This is a genomic window from Flavobacterium flavigenum (assembly GCF_027111255.2).
Classification (GTDB): domain Bacteria; phylum Bacteroidota; class Bacteroidia; order Flavobacteriales; family Flavobacteriaceae; genus Flavobacterium; species Flavobacterium flavigenum.
Map to the genome: position 1 here is coordinate 5378524 of NZ_CP114285.2, position 17113 is coordinate 5395636.

Here is a 17113-nt window from a genome sequence, read left to right on the forward strand (position 1 = left end):
TTATTCTTCTTTAGAGGCAATTTTTTTAATAAATTAAAAATATATATTATATGTTAAGCAGGAATCTGTTGGCTCAAACAATGTAAAGTCCCAAATCCCCAGATAAAATCGATACAGCTTATTCCAATTACTTCGCGATCAGGAAAGCATTCTGCTAAAATATTCAAAGCGATACGATCGTTACTGTCATTAAATGTTGGTACTAAAACACAATTATTCAAAATTAGGAAATTAGCATAACTTGCCGGTAAACGCAAATCTTCAAAATCTACTCGTTTTGGCATTGGAAGAGCAACAATAGTTGGTGATTTTCCATCTTCTAATTTTGCATTCTGAAGTCTTTTCAAATTATCCTGTAAAGGCTTATAATTTGAATCGTTTTTGTCAGTCTCTACAATCGTTACAATAGTATCTTCATTTACAAATCGGCATAAATCGTCAATGTGACCGTGTGTGTCATCACCTTCAATTCCGTCTCCAAGCCATATAACATTTGTAACGCCAAGATATTCTTTAAAAACGGCTTCGTAATCTTGTTTGGTAAAACCTGGATTTCGAACCTGAACTGTAGGGTGCATCAGGCATTCTTCAGAAGTTAGTAAGGTTCCTTTTCCATTTACATCAATTGCGCCTCCTTCAACAATTACTGGTTTCCCTTTATAAATTACCTGAGTCAACGGAACATCAATAAAATTAGCTACTTTCCCCGGGACAAATTTGTCTAACTGATAATTTTTATATTTTGCCCATCCATTAAAATTGAAATTTAAAGCTTCTCTTTTAGAACCATTTTTTACAATAATCGGTCCTGAATCACGCATCCAGCTTCTGTTTGTTTTATGAATAATAAAAGAAATATTTACAATATTAACCCGTGCTCTTTCTAGCATTTCGATCACTTTTCCTTTTAATTTTTCATCAGCTACAACTAAAAATACAGTTTCAAAAATTGCCACTTTTTTAATAAATTCAACAAATGCCCATTGAACTGCTTCATATTTCCCAGGCCAATCGTTTCCATTATGAGGAAAACATAGTAAAATGCCCTGTTGCTTCTCCCATTCTGCCGGAAATCGTCTATTATCTAATTTCATAAAAGTTTTCTAAATTAAAAGAGTACAAAGATAAGCATTCATTAGGATTATGAAGCATTATAGAATTTTGAATTTAGATTTACACGTAAGTTTCTGTAATTCAATGAATAATTCAAAAAAAAGTGTTTTAGAAAACAAATTTTTGTAAATAATAATCAATTATGCTTTTTTTATTAATCTTTTTTTAAAGATACATAGTTGATAATTTTTACTAAAAAAACATTTTATTTAAAAAAAAATATTAATTTTACCCTTGATAATTTAACAAATTTCGATTTAATTTTAATGATTTTTATGTTAAAGTTGTGCCGAAATAGATATTTTTAGAGAATTTATTACTTTTCTTGTATCTATAAGCTAAAAAGCCGAAATGAGTTTGTTATTTGAAATATCCCGCCCCAAGTTGTTTTAAAAAAAGCTAAACCTTCAATAATTCCCCGCATAGCCTAATGTATGGGAATTATATAAAAATTCTGAAAAGGAATAGAAAGCTTTTTTATATGGTTAACATAATTTTGCTTTGAGTTTTTAACAACTCATAAGTTAAAATTCACCGTTAGAATGTAAAATTTAAAACACTTAAATATCATGAAAAAAAAATTAGCTTCCTTAACTTTTTTGTTTCTTTCATTCTTTGCAAATGCACAAAATGAAACTACAGCAACTTCAATTGAACCTTCCTCTATTGGTAATTCCGAATATAATAAATGGTCTATAGAATTAAATGGCGGAGTGAATAAACCAACCAGAGCAATGACACCTGGTTATTATACTGCGGGTATTAATCCATTTCATGTTGATCTTGGAGTAAGATATATGTTTAGTCCAAAGTTTGGTCTGAAATTGGATTTTGGATATGATCAATTTAGAGAGAAAAATGATTCTCCAGAATTCGAAAGCAGATATTTGAGAACTAGTTTACAAGGTGTTGTGAATCTTGGTAGAGCCTTAAATTTTGAGACTTGGACAAATACTGTTGGTTTATTAGTTCACGGTGGATTTGGTGCGTCTCAGATCACCAGCAAAAATGGTTTAGACGGTGAAGATTACATGGCAAATGCAATTCTTGGTTTGACAGGGCAAATAAAATTAAGTGACCGTGTAGCATTAACAGGAGATCTTACTGGTATAATCAATGCCCAACAAAACTTTGCTTTTGATGGAATGAGTGCATCAGGAACAGGAGGCGCTTTTGATGGTATTTTGATTAATGCTTCTGTAGGATTAACTTTTTATTTAGGTAAAAATCAAAAACATGCTGACTGGGTTGGAGAAGAAGACAGATATGATGATTTAGAAAAAAGAGTAGCATTACTGGAAACAGGTGTATTAGATACAGATAAAGACGGAGTGGCTGATTTGTATGATTTAGAACCAAATTCAATTGCAGGTGTTGCTGTCAATACAAAAGGACAATCTATTGATAATAATCAAAACGGTGTTCCTGACGAATTAGAAAGTTACTTAGAAAAAACTTATGGTCAAAAAAGTGGTGGTGTTCAGACAAACAGCACAGTAGAACAATTGATCAACGATGGATATGTAAATGTATATTTTGACTTCAATTCTACTAAACCAACTACAGCATCTTTATCCGGTATTGATTTCTTAGTAAAATATTTGAAAAATAATCCAAATAAAACAGCAGACGTAGTAGGTTATGCTGATGAAATTGGAAGTTCAAGTTATAATGTTGAATTGTCAAGAAAAAGAGCAGAGGCAGTTAAGCAAATTGCTATAAATGCAGGAATTGATGCTTCAAGGCTAAATGTAATTGCTAATGGTGAAGACACTTCTGTAAATAAAAAATCAAAAGAGGCTCGTCAAATCGTAAGAAGAGTTTCTTTCCAAGTGAAATAAATAAGATACTATTAATAACAAAAGGCTGTTTCAAATATTTTGAAACAGCCTTTTGTATTTTAAAAAATATAGAGTTGATTAATCAATCGCTCTTTTAGTGATATCCCCAAAAGCATCAATTCTTCTGTCTCTGAAAAACGGCCAGTTTTGACGAACGTTTTCCTGTAGATCCAAGTCAACTTCAGCAATTAAAATTTCTTCCTGATCGTGGGATGCCTGTGCTAAAATTTCCCCTTGAGGACCAGCAATGAATGAAGCACCCCAAAACTGAATTCCATCAGTTCCATCAATATATTGTTCAAGACCAATTCGGTTAGCGGCAGCAACAAAAACCCCATTTGCAACAGCATGACCTTTCATAACATTCATCCATGCACCATATTGGTTTTCTCCGTATTGCTCTTTTTCTTTTGGATGCCATCCAATTGCAGTAGGATAAAATAAAACTTCGGCACCTTTTAAGGCTGTTATACGTGCTGCCTCAGGATACCATTGGTCCCAGCAAATTAATGTGCCCACAGTTCCCTTTTTAGTTTCGATAGCCTGAAAACCTAAATCACCAGGAGTGAAATAAAATTTTTCATAAAAATGCGGATCATCCGGGATATGCATTTTACGGTATAAACCAGCTTCGGTTCCGTCAGTATCAATAATATAGGCACTATTATGGTAAATTCCTGCCATTCTTTTTTCGAAGAAAGGAACTATAATAACAACTCCTAGTTCTTTTGCTAATTCGCTAAACGCGATAAATGAAGTGCTGTAAAGAGGCTCTGCTAATGCAAAATTATCAACATCTTCACTCTGGCAGAAATAATGGCTACTGTATAGCTCAGGCAGAAGTATAACTTCGGCACCTTTATTAGCGGCATCTTTTACCCAGCTTATACATTTTTTCAGATTATTTTCGGCTACGTCGTTAAGGTTTAACTGAACGACGGCTATTTTATATTTTCTTTTCGGCATGACATAAAATTTAGAGTGCAAAAATAGTAATTTTTTAAGCGAATGGCAAAGGCTGTCCTGAGTTCCTAAAAACTCAATTTTACTATCCTGCATATAATAGAAAAAACACCAGCACTTATATACTGGTGTTTTATTGATTGAAAAACTGTTCTGAAAATATTATTGTTTTTTGATTAAGCTTACATTTCCGTAATTCGAATTAACATTGACTTTATTTTGACCTTTTCTTTTGTTATAGCCACTTATTTTTTTTGAAGCAGATTTGTTTTCCGTTGATGAAATATCTAAAGAATTATCCTTTTTAATATTTCCATATTTGGTATTTATATTAAAATCAAATGTATAATTGGTGTCGTATCCCAGAGAAACATCAGAATAGCCCGAATTGATATTGACATTATTAGCTTTTTCTGTAATTATTCCAACGTTTATTTTGCTGTAATTGGCATCGATATTTATAGTATTTGAAATTTCTGCCACATTGATTGTGAGGTAATTACCAGATCCTGAAAGCGAATTTATTTTTTGAAATTTAAAATTTCCGTAATTGCAGTCGTATTTAATGGTTTGACCATCAGAAATAACTAAATCTGTATAATTTGTATCTAAAATTAAATTTCCGGAATCACTTATTTTTAAACCTGAATAACGTGCTTCGATTGTTCCGTTTTTGATATAATCAATAGCAGAGTTTTGACAATATTCAATCTGAACACGATTGTTTGGGCCGTTTAACTTTCCAAGAGTGATTTTTCCGTACTTACAGGAAATATCCGTTGTTGATTCTAAAGAAAGCGCTGTAATATTCCCATATTTATTATTTAGTTTTACTGTGCCGTTTCTTGGGATTTTAATTATGTAATTGATTTCAAAGCTGTTGCTGCTTCCTTTGACTTTTAAAGTTGAACTTCCAATTTTTGTAATTGCTGTAACCATAGATTTTAGCGCATTTATGTCAACGTCAATGCTATTTAATTTTTCGTTTACCCAATTTTCGTTTCCACCGGTAACTTTTATAGTAATGTCAAAGTCAATTTTATCTTCATCCCAGGTTGATACAGTGATGTTTCCGTACTTATTATCAATATCAATTCCTGCATTTGGATTAACAATAAAGGTTTTTTTAATGTTTTTTTGCTTTGAAATAAAAGTATCATCATTTGAAAATCCTGTAAGAGGAATTAAAATGAATAAAATTAATATGTTAAAATGTTTCGTCATGAGTAGTGTTTTTTAAATTTTCATTTTCTTCTATACGCTTCAAAACCGTTTGTAAAAAAGATATTCGGGTTTGCAGGTTGCTGATCATTGCATAAATGATTTGCTTATTTTCACCATTTTTTTGAAGTTCTTTTATAATTTTTTCATAATCGGCGTCAAAAACTTTCATTTGTTTTAAAGCATCATTTATAATTTGCTCATTCTCCGGTGAGCTTTTTTCTTTTAGTTTAACTAGTTCTTTTTCAATTAAAACACTAAAAATAGAATCGGTCTGTTTGGTTTCTTTTGATGCAAATTTAAATTCCTTTGGCTTTTCACTATTATTGTAAAAAACAGACACACCTAATAAAATCACTATTGAAGCAGCAATCGCCCAAACCGAATAATTATTTCTCTTAGGTTTCTTTTTATTGAGTTTATTTAAAAAATCCATCTGATGGCCAGAATTTATTTCCTGTATATCCCATTGATTTTCAAATTTTTTAAATAATTTGTCTAAGTCGTCATTTTCCTTTTTCATATATCCAAATTTTATTTTTTATAGGTAATATATGGTATCGCCTTTTTCTGTTCGAAAATCTTTTTTACTGGCGATTTCATATATCTTCTTCTAATTTTTTTCGTAAACTTTCTTTAGCTCTGCTCAATGTAGTTCTGCAATTTGCATAACTGATATTTAAAATTTCGCTAATTTCCTCCTGATCATAACCTTCAATATAAAAGAGTGTCAAAATCATTCGGTAATTATCCTTTAAAGCCGCAATGGCATCCAGGACTTGTTTTACTTTAAGTACATTCAAATCAATACTTTCAGAGAAAAGTGTGTCGTTTTCTTCTATTTTATAAAGCGTTTTGTTCAGGTCTTCCATCTGAAAAGCATTGTTTTTTTTGTAAAAATCGATGCTGTGATTTACAATGATTTTTTTGAGCCATGCTCCAAATGCAACTTCCTGTTTATAGTCGTTAATTTTGGTAAAAGCTCTCAAAAAACCTTCCTGCATGACGTCTTGTGCAAAATGTTCGTCTTTTACAATCCTGTAAGCCACATTAAACATAGCCTTGCAATAGCGATTGTAAATTTCAAATTGTGCTTTTTGATTATTCTCTTTACAAAGCGTGATTAATTCTTCGATATTTTGGTTGGTTATCTTCAATTAATAATTACTGGTTTATTATAATGACTTCATCTTTTTAGATTTGTTACAGTTTTTATAAAATTAATTTTATTTTTTTGAAAATGCTTATCATGCTGAATTCAAATAGTTTTTTAGGATTTAAAATTCAAATAAAAATGTCTTTGTTTTTGGCATAATGATTGTCTATTTTTATCACCTGATTTTCAAAGGCAATCTGAGGCATGTTTTTTTACTTAAATACTGCTTTCTTAACTTGTATTTGAGATTACAACAAACCTTTTAATGACAAAACGACTTATATATTATTATGTCAAATCATAAAATACTAACTATTGACAATCTGTCACTTCAGGAATTTGACTCGGAGGCAGAATTAATTCCATTATTAACTCCGGAAGACGAGGAGGAAATGAACAATGAAGAGCTTCCTGTTTCGCTTCCAATTTTACCTTTAAGAAATACAGTTTTATTTCCTGGTGTTGTTATTCCCATTTCTGCAGGAAGGGACAAATCGATAAAATTAATCAACGATGCCAATGCCGGTGAAAAAATTATTGGTGTTGTTTCTCAGATTAATGAAGAAGATGAAGATCCGTCTAAAGATGATATTCATAAAATAGGTACTGTTGCCAGAATCCTGCGTGTTTTAAAAATGCCTGACGGGAATGTTACCGTTATTTTGCAAGGAAAAAAACGTTTCGAGATTAATGAAGTTGTTTCAGAAGAGCCTTATCTGACTGCCACAATTCAAGAAGTTTCTGAAGAACGTCCTGATGATAATGATACAGAATTTACAGCTATTTTAGATTCTGTAAAAGAGTTAGCCATTCAGATTATTAAAGAAAGTCCAAACATTCCGTCTGAAGCTACATTTGCAATTAAAAATATTGAAAGTCAGTCGTTTTTAATCAATTTTGTTTCTTCTAACATGAATTTGACTGTAAAAGAGAAACAAGATCTTTTATCAATAAATGGATTGAAAGAACGTGCATTGGAAACGCTGCGTTATATGAATATTGAACTTCAGAAATTAGAACTGAAAAACGATATCCAGTCAAAAGTCCGTTTTGATTTGGATCAGCAGCAGCGTGAATATTTTCTTCATCAGCAAATGAAAACCATTCAGGAAGAATTGGGAGGTGTTTCGCAGGAAGAAGAAATGGATGAAATGGGACTGAAAGCGAAAACCAAAAAATGGGACGAAAAGACGCAGAAACATTTCGAAAAAGAATTATCAAAAATGCGAAGAATGAATCCGCAGTCGCCTGACTTTGGAATTCAGCGTAATTATCTGGAATTGTTTTTAGAGTTGCCATGGGGCGAATATTCTAAAGATAAATTTGATTTAAAACATGCTCAAAAAATATTAGACAAAGATCATTTCGGTCTTGATGAAGTTAAGAAAAGAATGATTGAACATTTGGCTGTTTTGAAGCTTCGCAATGATATGAAGTCACCAATTATATGTTTAACAGGACCTCCGGGTGTTGGAAAAACGTCTATTGGACGTTCTGTTGCAGAGGCTTTAGGACGTGAGTATGTTCGTATTTCACTAGGCGGTTTACGTGACGAAGCAGAAATTCGCGGACATAGAAAAACGTACATTGGAGCGATGCCGGGCCGAATTATTCAAAGTTTGAAAAAGGCGGGAACTTCAAATCCTGTTTTTATTCTGGATGAAATCGATAAATTATCGAGTGGGAACAGTGGTGATCCGTCTTCAGCTTTATTAGAAGTTTTAGATCCGGAGCAAAACAATGCCTTTTATGATAATTTTCTTGAAATGGGTTATGACTTGTCTAAGGTGATGTTTATTGCAACTTCAAATAATATGGGGGCTATTCAGCCAGCGTTACGTGACAGAATGGAAGTGATTAAAATGTCCGGTTATACGATTGAAGAAAAAGTAGAAATAGCCAAAAGACACCTGTTCCCAAAACAATTAGAAGCACATGGATTAACAGCCAAAGATTTGACAATTGGTAAAAAGCAATTGGAGAAAATTGTTGAGGGTTATACACGTGAGTCTGGTGTTCGTAACTTGGAAACCAAAATTGCTCAGGTAATTCGTAACGCCGCAAAAGCAGTTGCGATGGAAGAAGAATATAACAAAAAAGTTACTGATGAAGATATTGTAAAGGTTTTGGGCGTACCAAGACTGGAACGTGACAAATATGAAAACAATGATATTGCGGGAGTAGTTACTGGACTTGCCTGGACAAGTGTAGGAGGAGATATTTTGTTTATAGAGTCTTTGATTTCTGAAGGAAAAGGTTCCTTAAGTATTACAGGGAATTTAGGGACTGTGATGAAAGAATCTGCTACAATTTCTTTGGAATATATTAAAGCGAATGCTAAAAAGTTAGGACTAGATATTGCTTTGTTTCAAAAATATAATATTCACTTACACGTACCTGAAGGGGCAACGCCTAAAGACGGACCAAGTGCAGGTATAGCTATGCTGACCTCCCTTGTTTCTTTATTAACCCAAAAGAAGGTAAAGAAAAGTTTAGCGATGACAGGCGAAATTACGCTACGTGGAAAAGTTTTACCTGTTGGAGGAATTAAAGAGAAAATTTTAGCAGCTAAAAGAGCTGGCATTAAGGAAATTATCTTGTGTCACGAAAATAAATCTGATATTGACGAAATTAAAGCAGAATATTTAGAAGGGCTTACTTTTCATTATGTGAAAGAAATGAGTGAAGTATTGACGCTTGCTTTGACCGATCAGAATGTAAAGAATGCCAAGACATTGAAATAAAATTTCATAGTTAAATTCCAAAATTTAAAATCCAAATTCCTAATTGAAACATTCAGATTGGAATTTGGATTTTTTTATTGTTACTTTTTAATCTTTATTGATTGTTTTTCTCCAGAACAGCGAGGCCAAACCGAATTTTATCATATCCCATTTTTTCTTCAAAATGATCGTAATAAGGTTTTAAAGCATTTGGATTTTCAAGTTCAACCCGTGCTTTTTGTAATTGTTCAACTTCTTTATCAGAAATAAACTGGCTCGCATCAATAGCAGCGCCATCCAAATATAGTTTTGCCAAATGTGAAATTATAGTAGAAATTCCTAAACTTCTTGTTTCAGCAATTTCTTCAACACTAACTCCTTTTTGAAATAATTCTAAGGTTGTTTTATAAGTACTGTTTTCTTTTTTAGACTTCGTATTTATTTTTTTATTTTTTTGAAATTCTATGATGGCATTTATAAAATCAGAGCCGTATTTTTCAAGTTTTGCTTTTCCAACCCCATCAATGGCCAGGAATTCTTCATCACTCATTGGGCGTAAAGTTTCCATTTGTCTCAATGCGGCATCACTAAAAATGACATATGCAGGGACTTCATCTTTTTGAGCAATTTCGTAACGTAATTTTCTAAGGATTTCAAAAAGAGAGCCTTCAACTGTTTTAGTTTTGCTTTTTGCTTCTTTAATTTCTTTTTTATCAATTACTTTTTTAATAACCGTTGTCAGTTTTACTTTTTCACCTTCAAATAAAACCTTTTTAGCAAAAGGAGTAAGTAAAATTCTATTGTGCTGATGAAAAGCAATTTCACAATAACCTAAGTTTATCAACTGTATCAAATATTGATTCCAGTCATACCAGGATATATCTGCTCCGATCCCGTAGGTTTTTAATTCCTGATAGTTTTTTTCGTAAATGTAAGCGTTTTTTGAACCTCTTAAAAAATCTACAATTACTGCTAAAGGCTCAGATTCCTTTAAACGGGTAATGGCTGATAACGCTTTTTGCGCCAAAATTGTACCGTCGAAAAACGTTGGTGGATTTTTGCAAATATCACAATTACCACAATCCTCAGTCACTAATTCACCAAAATAAGAGAGCAGGATTTTTCTTCTACAGCTCAATGCATCGGCATACTGCTTCATTCGGTCTAGTTTTGCCAGCTGCACATCAGAATTCAAACCTTCTGAAGCAAATTTCTGAAGTTGAATCACATCAGCATAGCTTTCGAACAAAACCGTTTCAGCGGGTAATCCATCACGGCCGGCACGTCCAATTTCCTGATAATAGCCTTCAATGTTTTTTGGTAAATTGTAATGAATAACCCAACGAACATTCGATTTGTCAATTCCCATACCGAAGGCAATTGTTGCACAAACTACCTGACAATCATCATTTATAAATTCATCCTGCGTTTTAGCCCGGACAGTATTATCCAGTCCGGCATGGTAGGCTTTTGCTGTAATGCCATTTTTTTTTAGTTTTTCAGCTAATTCTTCAGTAGTTTTTCTGCTTAGGCAATAAATAATACCGGACTCATTCGGTTTGTTTTCTATAAAATCTATGATTTGTTTCACACGGTCAAGTGCCGGACGAACTTCAAGACTTAAATTTTTTCTATCAAATGAAGCTATAAAAGTTTTGGAGTTTTTTAAATTTAATTGTTTTGTAATATCAGTACGTGTTGCTTTGTCTGCTGTAGCGGTCAAAGCAAGTATTGGAGTAGAAGGGAAGCGGTTTTTTAAATAGCCTAAATTGGTGTAAGCCGGCCGGAAATCATGTCCCCATGAAGAAATACAATGTGCTTCGTCAATAGCGATAAGGCTGATTGTTAATTCGTTAAATATTACATCAAGATAGGATAAACTTTCTGGAGCAATATAAACTAATTTGAAAGTATTTGATTTTAAATTATCGATATAAAATTGCTGCTCTTCGGATGATTGGCTGCTATTGATGTAACATGCTGAAATTCCGTTGGTCTTTAAACTATCCACCTGGTCTTTCATCAGCGCAATCAATGGAGAAATAACAATTGTGATTCCGGGAAAAATCAAAGCTGGAAGCTGAAAACATATTGACTTACCTCCTCCGGTAGGCATAATAGCCAGCGTGTCCTGACCAGACAATATTGTATTTATGATGTTTTTCTGGTTTGGTCTGAATTTTTCAAAACCAAAATTTTCTTTTAATCTGGCGTGTAATATTTCTGAATTCATTTGGCTTATATTTTTTTCAAATATAAATTAAAAATAATATTTTTCTTATATTTTTTTTAAACTTATCGTTAGTTATGAAAGAATAAAAAAAGGAACCCGAATAGAGTTCCTTTAAATTATTTTAAATAAATGAATTAATCTTCATCATCCTCGTCGTCATCGTCATCTGAAACATCATCTTTGTCTTCATCGTCATCTTCATCATCGTCACCACCATCTGTATCAGGTTTATCAATATTGTCGTCATCATCGTCATCGTCACTATCGTCATCAAGATCAATTCCTTTTACAGGTTCGATTGTATCAACATCAAGATCGATATCATCATCTTCGTCATAATTTTCGATTCTGTCTGCAAGTTTAGTACTAATTTTTACTAAATAAATAGTGTCTTCAGTGCGAACTTCAACAGCTTCGACTAATTCGTTTTTAGCATTTCTGAAACGAATAACATCCGAATCATCATAACCGTCAGGAAATTTTTCAACCAAAAGGTTTAAAATTTCGTTGGTAAGTTTGGCGTAGTCTACTATAACTCTTTTCATAAATATCCTATAAATCTAATAAATAAGCAAAAATTAACGGAGCAACAATTGTGGCATCCGACTCAATAATAAATTTAGGGGTTTTAATATCTAATTTACCCCAAGTAATTTTTTCGTTTGGAACTGCCCCCGAATACGAACCATAACTGGTTGTAGAATCAGAAATCTGGCAGAAATAGCTCCAGAAAGGAATATCGTGCATTTCCATATCCTGATATAACATTGGAACTACACAAATTGGAAAATCTCCAGCAATACCACCGCCGATTTGGAAGAAACCAATTCCATTTTCACTATTTTTAGTATACCAGTCAGCAAGGAATGTCATGTATTCAATACCGGATTTCATTGTTGACACTTTTAAATCTCCTTTTATCACGTATGATGCGAAAATATTACCCATTGTACTATCTTCCCATCCCGGAACAATAATAGGTAAATTTTTCTCGGCAGCAGCATACATCCAGCTGTCTTTTAAATCAATTTCGTAGTATTCTTCTAAAACGCCGGATAATAACATTTTATACATGAACTCATGCGGAAAATAGCGTTCTCCTTTGTCATCTGCATCTTTCCAGATTTTATAAATGTGTTTTTGTAAACGACGGAATGCTTCATGTTCGGGAATACAGGTGTCAGTAACACGATTCAATCCTCTTTCAAGTAAGGCCCATTCGTCTTCAGGTGTTAAATCACGATAGTTTGGCACTCTTTCGTAATGAGAGTGTGCTACTAAGTTCATGATGTCTTCTTCTAAGTTAGCTCCGGTACATGAAATAATCTGAACTTTGTCCTGTCTGATTATTTCGGCAAAAATTTTACCAATTTCTGCAGTACTCATTGCGCCAGCCATACTTACCAGCATCTTTGCTCCGTTTGCCAATTGCTGTTCGTAGGCCTTTGCAGCATCAACCAGGGCAGCAGAGTTAAAGTGCAAGTAATGTTTTTCAATAAACTGACTGATTGGTCCTTTCATTTTTTTTGTTTTTTTGTTTTTTTTGTTTTTGAATTAAAAGTTTAACCTTTTGGGGATACTGCAAATTAATAATTTTATAGCGATTAACTTTTAATTTGCAGATTTTTTTTATGCTTTTTTAGTATAACCTAAAATTTTTAAAACGTCGTCAGAAGTTTGCTGTTCAGAGAAAACTTCAGTTGCTAAAATTCCGTTTTCGTCACGATCAATTAAAATATGTTTAGGCTGTGGAATCAGACAGTGGTGTAAACCTCCATATCCTCCAATAGTTTCCTGATATGCGCCTGTATTAAAGAAACCAATATACAACGGTTTTTCTTTGTTGTATTTTGGAAGATAAATGGCGTTCATATTTTGTTCAGAGTTGTAATAGTCATCGCTGTCACAAGTTAGGCCTCCCAGTAAAACCCGCTCATAAGTATCATTCCAACGGTTCACCGCCAGCATAATAAAACGTTTGTTTATGGCCCATGTGTCAGGTAAAGTAGTAATGAATGACGAGTCAATCATATTCCATTTTTCCCTGTCATTTTGTTGTTTCTGATATAAAATCTGATAAATAGCACCGCCGCTTTCGCCTACTGTGAATGATCCGAATTCTGTAAAAATATTAGGAACATCTACTTCAGCTTCGTCACAGGCAATTTTAATCTGATTGATAATTTCATCAATCATATATTGGTAATCGTATTCGAATGCAAGTGAATTTTTAATAGGGAATCCGCCTCCGATATTCAGGCCATCAAGGGTCGGGCACTCTTTCTTAAGTGCAATATATACTTTGATACATTTTACAAGCTCGTTCCAATAATAGGCTGTATCGTTTATTCCGGTATTAATGAAAAAGTGAAGCATTTTAAGCTCTAACTTGTCATTTTCCTGAATTTGTTTTTTATAAAAAGAAACGATGTTTTTATATCCAATACCTAATCTTGACGTATAAAACTCAAATTTTGGTTCTTCTTCAGCCGCAATACGGATTCCGATTTTGAATTTTCCTTTTATTTCTCCCTGAAGTAGATCAAGCTCTTCGTAGTTGTCAATAATCGGAATAGTATTTTTATGTCCGTTATTAATTAGTCTTGCAATATTACTAATATATTCATCCCTCTTAAATCCATTGCAAATTACATAAGTACTTTTATTGATTTTACCATTTTCGAGTAAATTTTCTACAATATTAATGTCAAAAGCAGATGATGTTTCTACGTGAATATTGTTTTTGAAAGCTTCATTCATAATGTATTCAAAATGAGAGCTTTTTGTACAATAGCAATAGTAATATTTTGCATCGTATTTGTTCTTTTCCATTGATTTTCTGAACCATGCTTTTGCTTTGTTGATATTTTCAGAAATCTGTGGCAAATAGGTGAATTTTAAAGGAGTTCCGTACTGTTCAACTAATTTCATCAAATCGATATTGTGAAATAATAAGTTGTCTTTGTTCAGTTTGAACTCTTCCTGAGGAAAATAGTATGTTTGATTGATTAAGTCAGAATATTTTGTATTCATTTAGTCCAATATTTAGAATGTATTTTAATTTAGTAAACGTCTCTAAATCTTAATTCAAACCCTGATATTGGCAAATACAATTTCCAGTTTTTCGTGCTCTGCCTTTGAACATAAAAAAACGTCCAGACAAAACGGACTTTTGCTATTGTAAAAACGGTTCAACATCCTTAGTAAAGAACTGTTGAGGCGGTTTCGGTAAGAGCTGAAATGTCTTTGTCTGTTGTTTGTTTTCATTGTGGCAAATGTAAAAAATAATATATACCTAATGCAACGCTTTTACTTAAAAAAAGTTTAAGACTTATAATCCTGAAACGCATCCAGAATTAATTTATTTTCAACAGATTGATTAATTTTTATCTTTCCGATGCCTTCAATAAGTGCAAACTGAATTAAACCATACTCATTTTTTTTGTCGTGGATAAGTAATTCTAGTATCGGCTCGATGTCTTCTTCTTCAAATTTTACATCATCATAAATACCTTTAATTGCTGTTTTGATTTCGGCATATTCTTCGGCTGAAATGAGGTTTTTATGTAATGAAATATAACTTTCCAGAATCATTCCCACAGCAATGGCTTCACCATGAAGCAATGTTGTTTTATGTTCGCTTTCTAAAAAGTAGCCTTCGATAGCATGCCCTAAAGTATGTCCGAAATTCAATGCTTTGCGTATGTTTTTCTCAGTTGGATCCTGAATTACGATTTCATTTTTGATTTCAACAGAACGATAAATCAGTTCATCAAAATCTGCGTAGTCAATGGATTGTAAATCTAAAAATTGTTGCCAATACGCAGCATCATAGATGAGACCGTGTTTGAGCATTTCTGCCAGACCGGAACGCATTTCGCTTTGTGGTAAAGTTTCAAGATACTGCGTGTCAATCAAAACCATTTGAGGCACATTAATTACGCCAATCTGATTTTTAAGATTTCCTAAATCAACTCCGGTTTTTCCTCCAACAGATGCATCTACCATCGATAATAAAGTGGTTGGAATATTGATGAAATTTACTCCGCGTTTAAATGTAGAAGCCACAAAACCTCCTAAATCTGTGACAACACCTCCGCCAAGATTAATGACAAGTGATTTTCTGTCTGCACCTAATTCGGTGAGTACATTCCATACTTCAATACAGGTTTCTATATTTTTATTGGCTTCTCCAGATTCAAATTCTATAATTTCAATTGTCAAATCAGTTTCCAGTAAAGGCAAAAATTTAGGCAAACAATGCTCATTTGTTTTATCATCAACAATAATAAAAATAGTAGAGTATTTATTCTCTTTTAAATGATTGTTTAAAGCTTCGTATGCATTTTGGTTAAAATGGACTAAATAATTATTTGCTTGAATAGATTGCATAATTCTTTGGTTAATTGAATCCGCAAAATAAGGCATTTTAAACTAAATAATATTCAAAACCTGAGTCTAATTTGTTTAAAAAATGAGCTTTCATATTAATTCAGACAAAATTTCTTATTGGCGATACGGCAAAATATTTAGTTGATTTTTTGCTTATTCCTTTATAATAGATTAATAAGGACATTATATTTATAACCGCAGCTGTTATGTTATAATTTTTTAAAAATATAGTTGTTTTGTTAAATAATATTCAAAACACTCTTTATCTTTGCCTCAAAACTAAACTTAATGGAAAAAATATTCGATAATACTCAGGTTGCCTTTTCGTTAAAAAGCGATACAGAACTTGACAGGTCTTACTTTCTTTTTAAAATGATTGACAGCGAACCTTTGGTTAGGATAGGAACAGCAGTTACTAATTTTGCTATTAAAGCGCATCTTCCGGTAGAAGGTTTGATCCGTGCCACTGTATTCGATCATTTTTGCGGCGGTGTAAACGAACACGACTGTTTAACTGTAGTGGATAAAATGTTTACCAAAGGGGTTTCATCTGTATTAGATTATTCAGTTGAAGGAAAAGAAGAAGAAGCACAATTTGATGCTGCTTTAGAAATGACATTAAAAACTATTGAATTTGCAAAAGAACGCCTTGCGATTCCGTTTGCAGTATTTAAGCCAACAGGTTTAGGACGTTTTGAATTGTATGAGAAATTAGGTGAAAAACAAACTTTAAATGCTGCTGAACAAGAAGAGTGGAATAGAGTTGTAGCTCGTTTTGACCAGGTGTGCAGTGAAGCACATAAAAAAGATGTAGCATTATTAATTGATGGGGAAGAAAGCTGGATGCAGGATGCAGCTGATGATTTAGTTACCGAAATGATGCGTAAATACAATAAAGAAAAAGCAATTGTATTTAATACGTTACAAATGTACCGTTGGGATCGTTTGGATTATTTAAAAAAACTGCATGAAGTTGCTAAAAATGAAGGCTTTTTTATTGGAATGAAACTTGTCCGTGGTGCTTATATGGAAAAAGAAAACAAAAGGGCAGAAGAAAAAGGCTATGTTTCGCCAATTTGTGTTTCTAAAGAAGCTACGGATGAGAATTATGATGCAGCAGTACTTTATATGTTGGAACATCTTGATAAAATGTCAATTTTTGCTGGAACCCACAATGAATTGAGTTCCTATAAACTAATGGAATTGATGCAACAAAAAGGAATTTCAAAAAGTGATAACAGAATTTGGTTTGGACAATTATACGGAATGAGTGATAACATCAGTTATAATCTTGCAGAGAATGGATATAATGTTGCAAAATATTTGCCTTTTGGACCTGTGAAAGACGTCATGCCGTACCTGATTCGACGTGCTGAAGAAAATACTTCAGTGGCTGGGCAAACGAGTCGCGAATTGTCGATGATTAAAGCAGAACGTAAAAGAAGAAAAGGGAAGTAAAAATTTAATACTA

14 protein-coding genes are annotated in these 17113 nt (G+C 32.8%); 3 read left to right on the plus strand and 11 right to left on the minus strand.

Annotation, left to right across the window (positions count from 1 at the left end; genetic code table 11):
* Nucleotides 1-53: 53 nt before the first annotated feature.
* On the minus strand, nucleotides 54-1094 hold the full coding sequence (locus OZP09_RS22365; protein ID WP_281310027.1) for an agmatine deiminase family protein: 1041 nt from the start codon (nucleotides 1092-1094) through the stop codon (nucleotides 54-56).
* A gap of 588 nt (nucleotides 1095-1682) precedes the next feature.
* On the opposite strand from OZP09_RS22365, the gene OZP09_RS22370 reads away from it, so the two are divergent.
* Complete coding sequence (locus OZP09_RS22370; RefSeq protein WP_269235815.1) at nucleotides 1683-2954, plus strand: OmpA family protein; 1272 nt, start codon at nucleotides 1683-1685, stop codon at nucleotides 2952-2954.
* Between the two features lie 78 nt (nucleotides 2955-3032).
* On the opposite strand, the gene OZP09_RS22375 is transcribed toward OZP09_RS22370, so the two are convergent.
* The 4 genes from OZP09_RS22375 to OZP09_RS22390 form a co-directional block, all read right to left on the minus strand.
* Nucleotides 3033-3920 (minus strand): carbon-nitrogen hydrolase, encoded by an 888-nt coding sequence (locus tag OZP09_RS22375; protein ID WP_223683401.1) that lies wholly within the window; start codon nucleotides 3918-3920, stop codon nucleotides 3033-3035.
* Nucleotides 3921-4079: 159 nt separating this feature from the next.
* Complete coding sequence (locus OZP09_RS22380) at nucleotides 4080-5141, minus strand: DUF4097 family beta strand repeat-containing protein (RefSeq protein ID WP_269235817.1); 1062 nt, start codon at nucleotides 5139-5141, stop codon at nucleotides 4080-4082.
* On the minus strand, nucleotides 5125-5661 hold the full coding sequence (locus tag OZP09_RS22385; RefSeq protein WP_269235818.1) for an anti-sigma factor: 537 nt from the start codon (nucleotides 5659-5661) through the stop codon (nucleotides 5125-5127). Before OZP09_RS22385 ends, OZP09_RS22380 begins: the two co-directional genes overlap by 17 nt.
* Nucleotides 5662-5737: 76 nt before the next feature.
* Nucleotides 5738-6295, minus strand: coding sequence for an RNA polymerase sigma factor (locus OZP09_RS22390; RefSeq protein WP_281310028.1), 558 nt, complete (start codon nucleotides 6293-6295; stop codon nucleotides 5738-5740).
* Between the two features lie 289 nt (nucleotides 6296-6584).
* Here OZP09_RS22390 and lon point away from each other — a divergent pair, with 289 nt between their 5' ends.
* On the plus strand, nucleotides 6585-9038 hold the full coding sequence (lon, locus tag OZP09_RS22395) for an endopeptidase La (RefSeq protein ID WP_269235820.1): 2454 nt from the start codon (nucleotides 6585-6587) through the stop codon (nucleotides 9036-9038).
* 94 nt (nucleotides 9039-9132) lie between these two features.
* Here lon and recQ read toward each other — a convergent pair whose 3' ends face one another.
* From recQ to aroB, 6 genes are all read right to left on the minus strand, one after another.
* Nucleotides 9133-11250, minus strand: a complete 2118-nt coding sequence (recQ, locus tag OZP09_RS22400) for a DNA helicase RecQ (RefSeq protein ID WP_281310029.1) — start codon at nucleotides 11248-11250, stop codon at nucleotides 9133-9135.
* 134 nt (nucleotides 11251-11384) lie between these two features.
* Nucleotides 11385-11795, minus strand: a complete 411-nt coding sequence (locus tag OZP09_RS22405; RefSeq protein WP_269235821.1) for a DNA primase — start codon at nucleotides 11793-11795, stop codon at nucleotides 11385-11387.
* 7 nt (nucleotides 11796-11802) lie between these two features.
* A complete protein-coding gene (locus tag OZP09_RS22410; RefSeq protein ID WP_269235822.1) occupies nucleotides 11803-12771 on the minus strand; it encodes a deoxyhypusine synthase family protein in 969 nt (322 codons plus the stop codon).
* Between the two features lie 108 nt (nucleotides 12772-12879).
* A complete protein-coding gene (locus OZP09_RS22415; protein ID WP_223682891.1) occupies nucleotides 12880-14283 on the minus strand; it encodes a type III PLP-dependent enzyme domain-containing protein in 1404 nt (467 codons plus the stop codon).
* A gap of 54 nt (nucleotides 14284-14337) precedes the next feature.
* On the minus strand, nucleotides 14338-14517 hold the full coding sequence (locus tag OZP09_RS22420; protein ID WP_223682890.1) for a hypothetical protein: 180 nt from the start codon (nucleotides 14515-14517) through the stop codon (nucleotides 14338-14340).
* Between the two features lie 57 nt (nucleotides 14518-14574).
* The gene (gene aroB / locus OZP09_RS22425; RefSeq protein ID WP_269235823.1) at nucleotides 14575-15642 is read right to left on the minus strand and encodes a 3-dehydroquinate synthase; all 1068 of its coding nucleotides are present in this window, start codon (nucleotides 15640-15642) and stop codon (nucleotides 14575-14577) included.
* A 288-nt stretch (nucleotides 15643-15930) separates the two neighbouring features.
* Between aroB and OZP09_RS22430 the strand changes: the two genes are divergently transcribed.
* On the plus strand, nucleotides 15931-17100 hold the full coding sequence (locus OZP09_RS22430) for a proline dehydrogenase family protein (RefSeq protein WP_269235824.1): 1170 nt from the start codon (nucleotides 15931-15933) through the stop codon (nucleotides 17098-17100).
* Nucleotides 17101-17113: the final 13 nt, after the last annotated feature.

What these genes read in the sequence shown, in the direction of transcription:
- OZP09_RS22370 (WP_269235815.1), top strand. Translation starts at nt 1,683, where the DNA reads ATGAAAAAAAAATTAGCTTCCTTAACTTTTTTGTTTCTTTCATTCTTT.
- OZP09_RS22415 (WP_223682891.1), bottom strand. Translation starts at nt 14,283, where the DNA reads ATGAATACAAAATATTCTGACTTAATCAATCAAACATACTATTTTCCT.
- OZP09_RS22410 (WP_269235822.1), bottom strand. Translation starts at nt 12,771, where the DNA reads ATGAAAGGACCAATCAGTCAGTTTATTGAAAAACATTACTTGCACTTT.
- recQ (WP_281310029.1), bottom strand. Translation starts at nt 11,250, where the DNA reads ATGAATTCAGAAATATTACACGCCAGATTAAAAGAAAATTTTGGTTTT.
- OZP09_RS22420 (WP_223682890.1), bottom strand. Translation starts at nt 14,517, where the DNA reads ATGAAAACAAACAACAGACAAAGACATTTCAGCTCTTACCGAAACCGC.
- OZP09_RS22380 (WP_269235817.1), bottom strand. Translation starts at nt 5,141, where the DNA reads ATGACGAAACATTTTAACATATTAATTTTATTCATTTTAATTCCTCTT.
- OZP09_RS22365 (WP_281310027.1), bottom strand. Translation starts at nt 1,094, where the DNA reads ATGAAATTAGATAATAGACGATTTCCGGCAGAATGGGAGAAGCAACAG.
- OZP09_RS22375 (WP_223683401.1), bottom strand. Translation starts at nt 3,920, where the DNA reads ATGCCGAAAAGAAAATATAAAATAGCCGTCGTTCAGTTAAACCTTAAC.
- OZP09_RS22430 (WP_269235824.1), top strand. Translation starts at nt 15,931, where the DNA reads ATGGAAAAAATATTCGATAATACTCAGGTTGCCTTTTCGTTAAAAAGC.
- lon (WP_269235820.1), top strand. Translation starts at nt 6,585, where the DNA reads ATGTCAAATCATAAAATACTAACTATTGACAATCTGTCACTTCAGGAA.
- OZP09_RS22405 (WP_269235821.1), bottom strand. Translation starts at nt 11,795, where the DNA reads ATGAAAAGAGTTATAGTAGACTACGCCAAACTTACCAACGAAATTTTA.
- OZP09_RS22385 (WP_269235818.1), bottom strand. Translation starts at nt 5,661, where the DNA reads ATGAAAAAGGAAAATGACGACTTAGACAAATTATTTAAAAAATTTGAA.
- aroB (WP_269235823.1), bottom strand. Translation starts at nt 15,642, where the DNA reads ATGCAATCTATTCAAGCAAATAATTATTTAGTCCATTTTAACCAAAAT.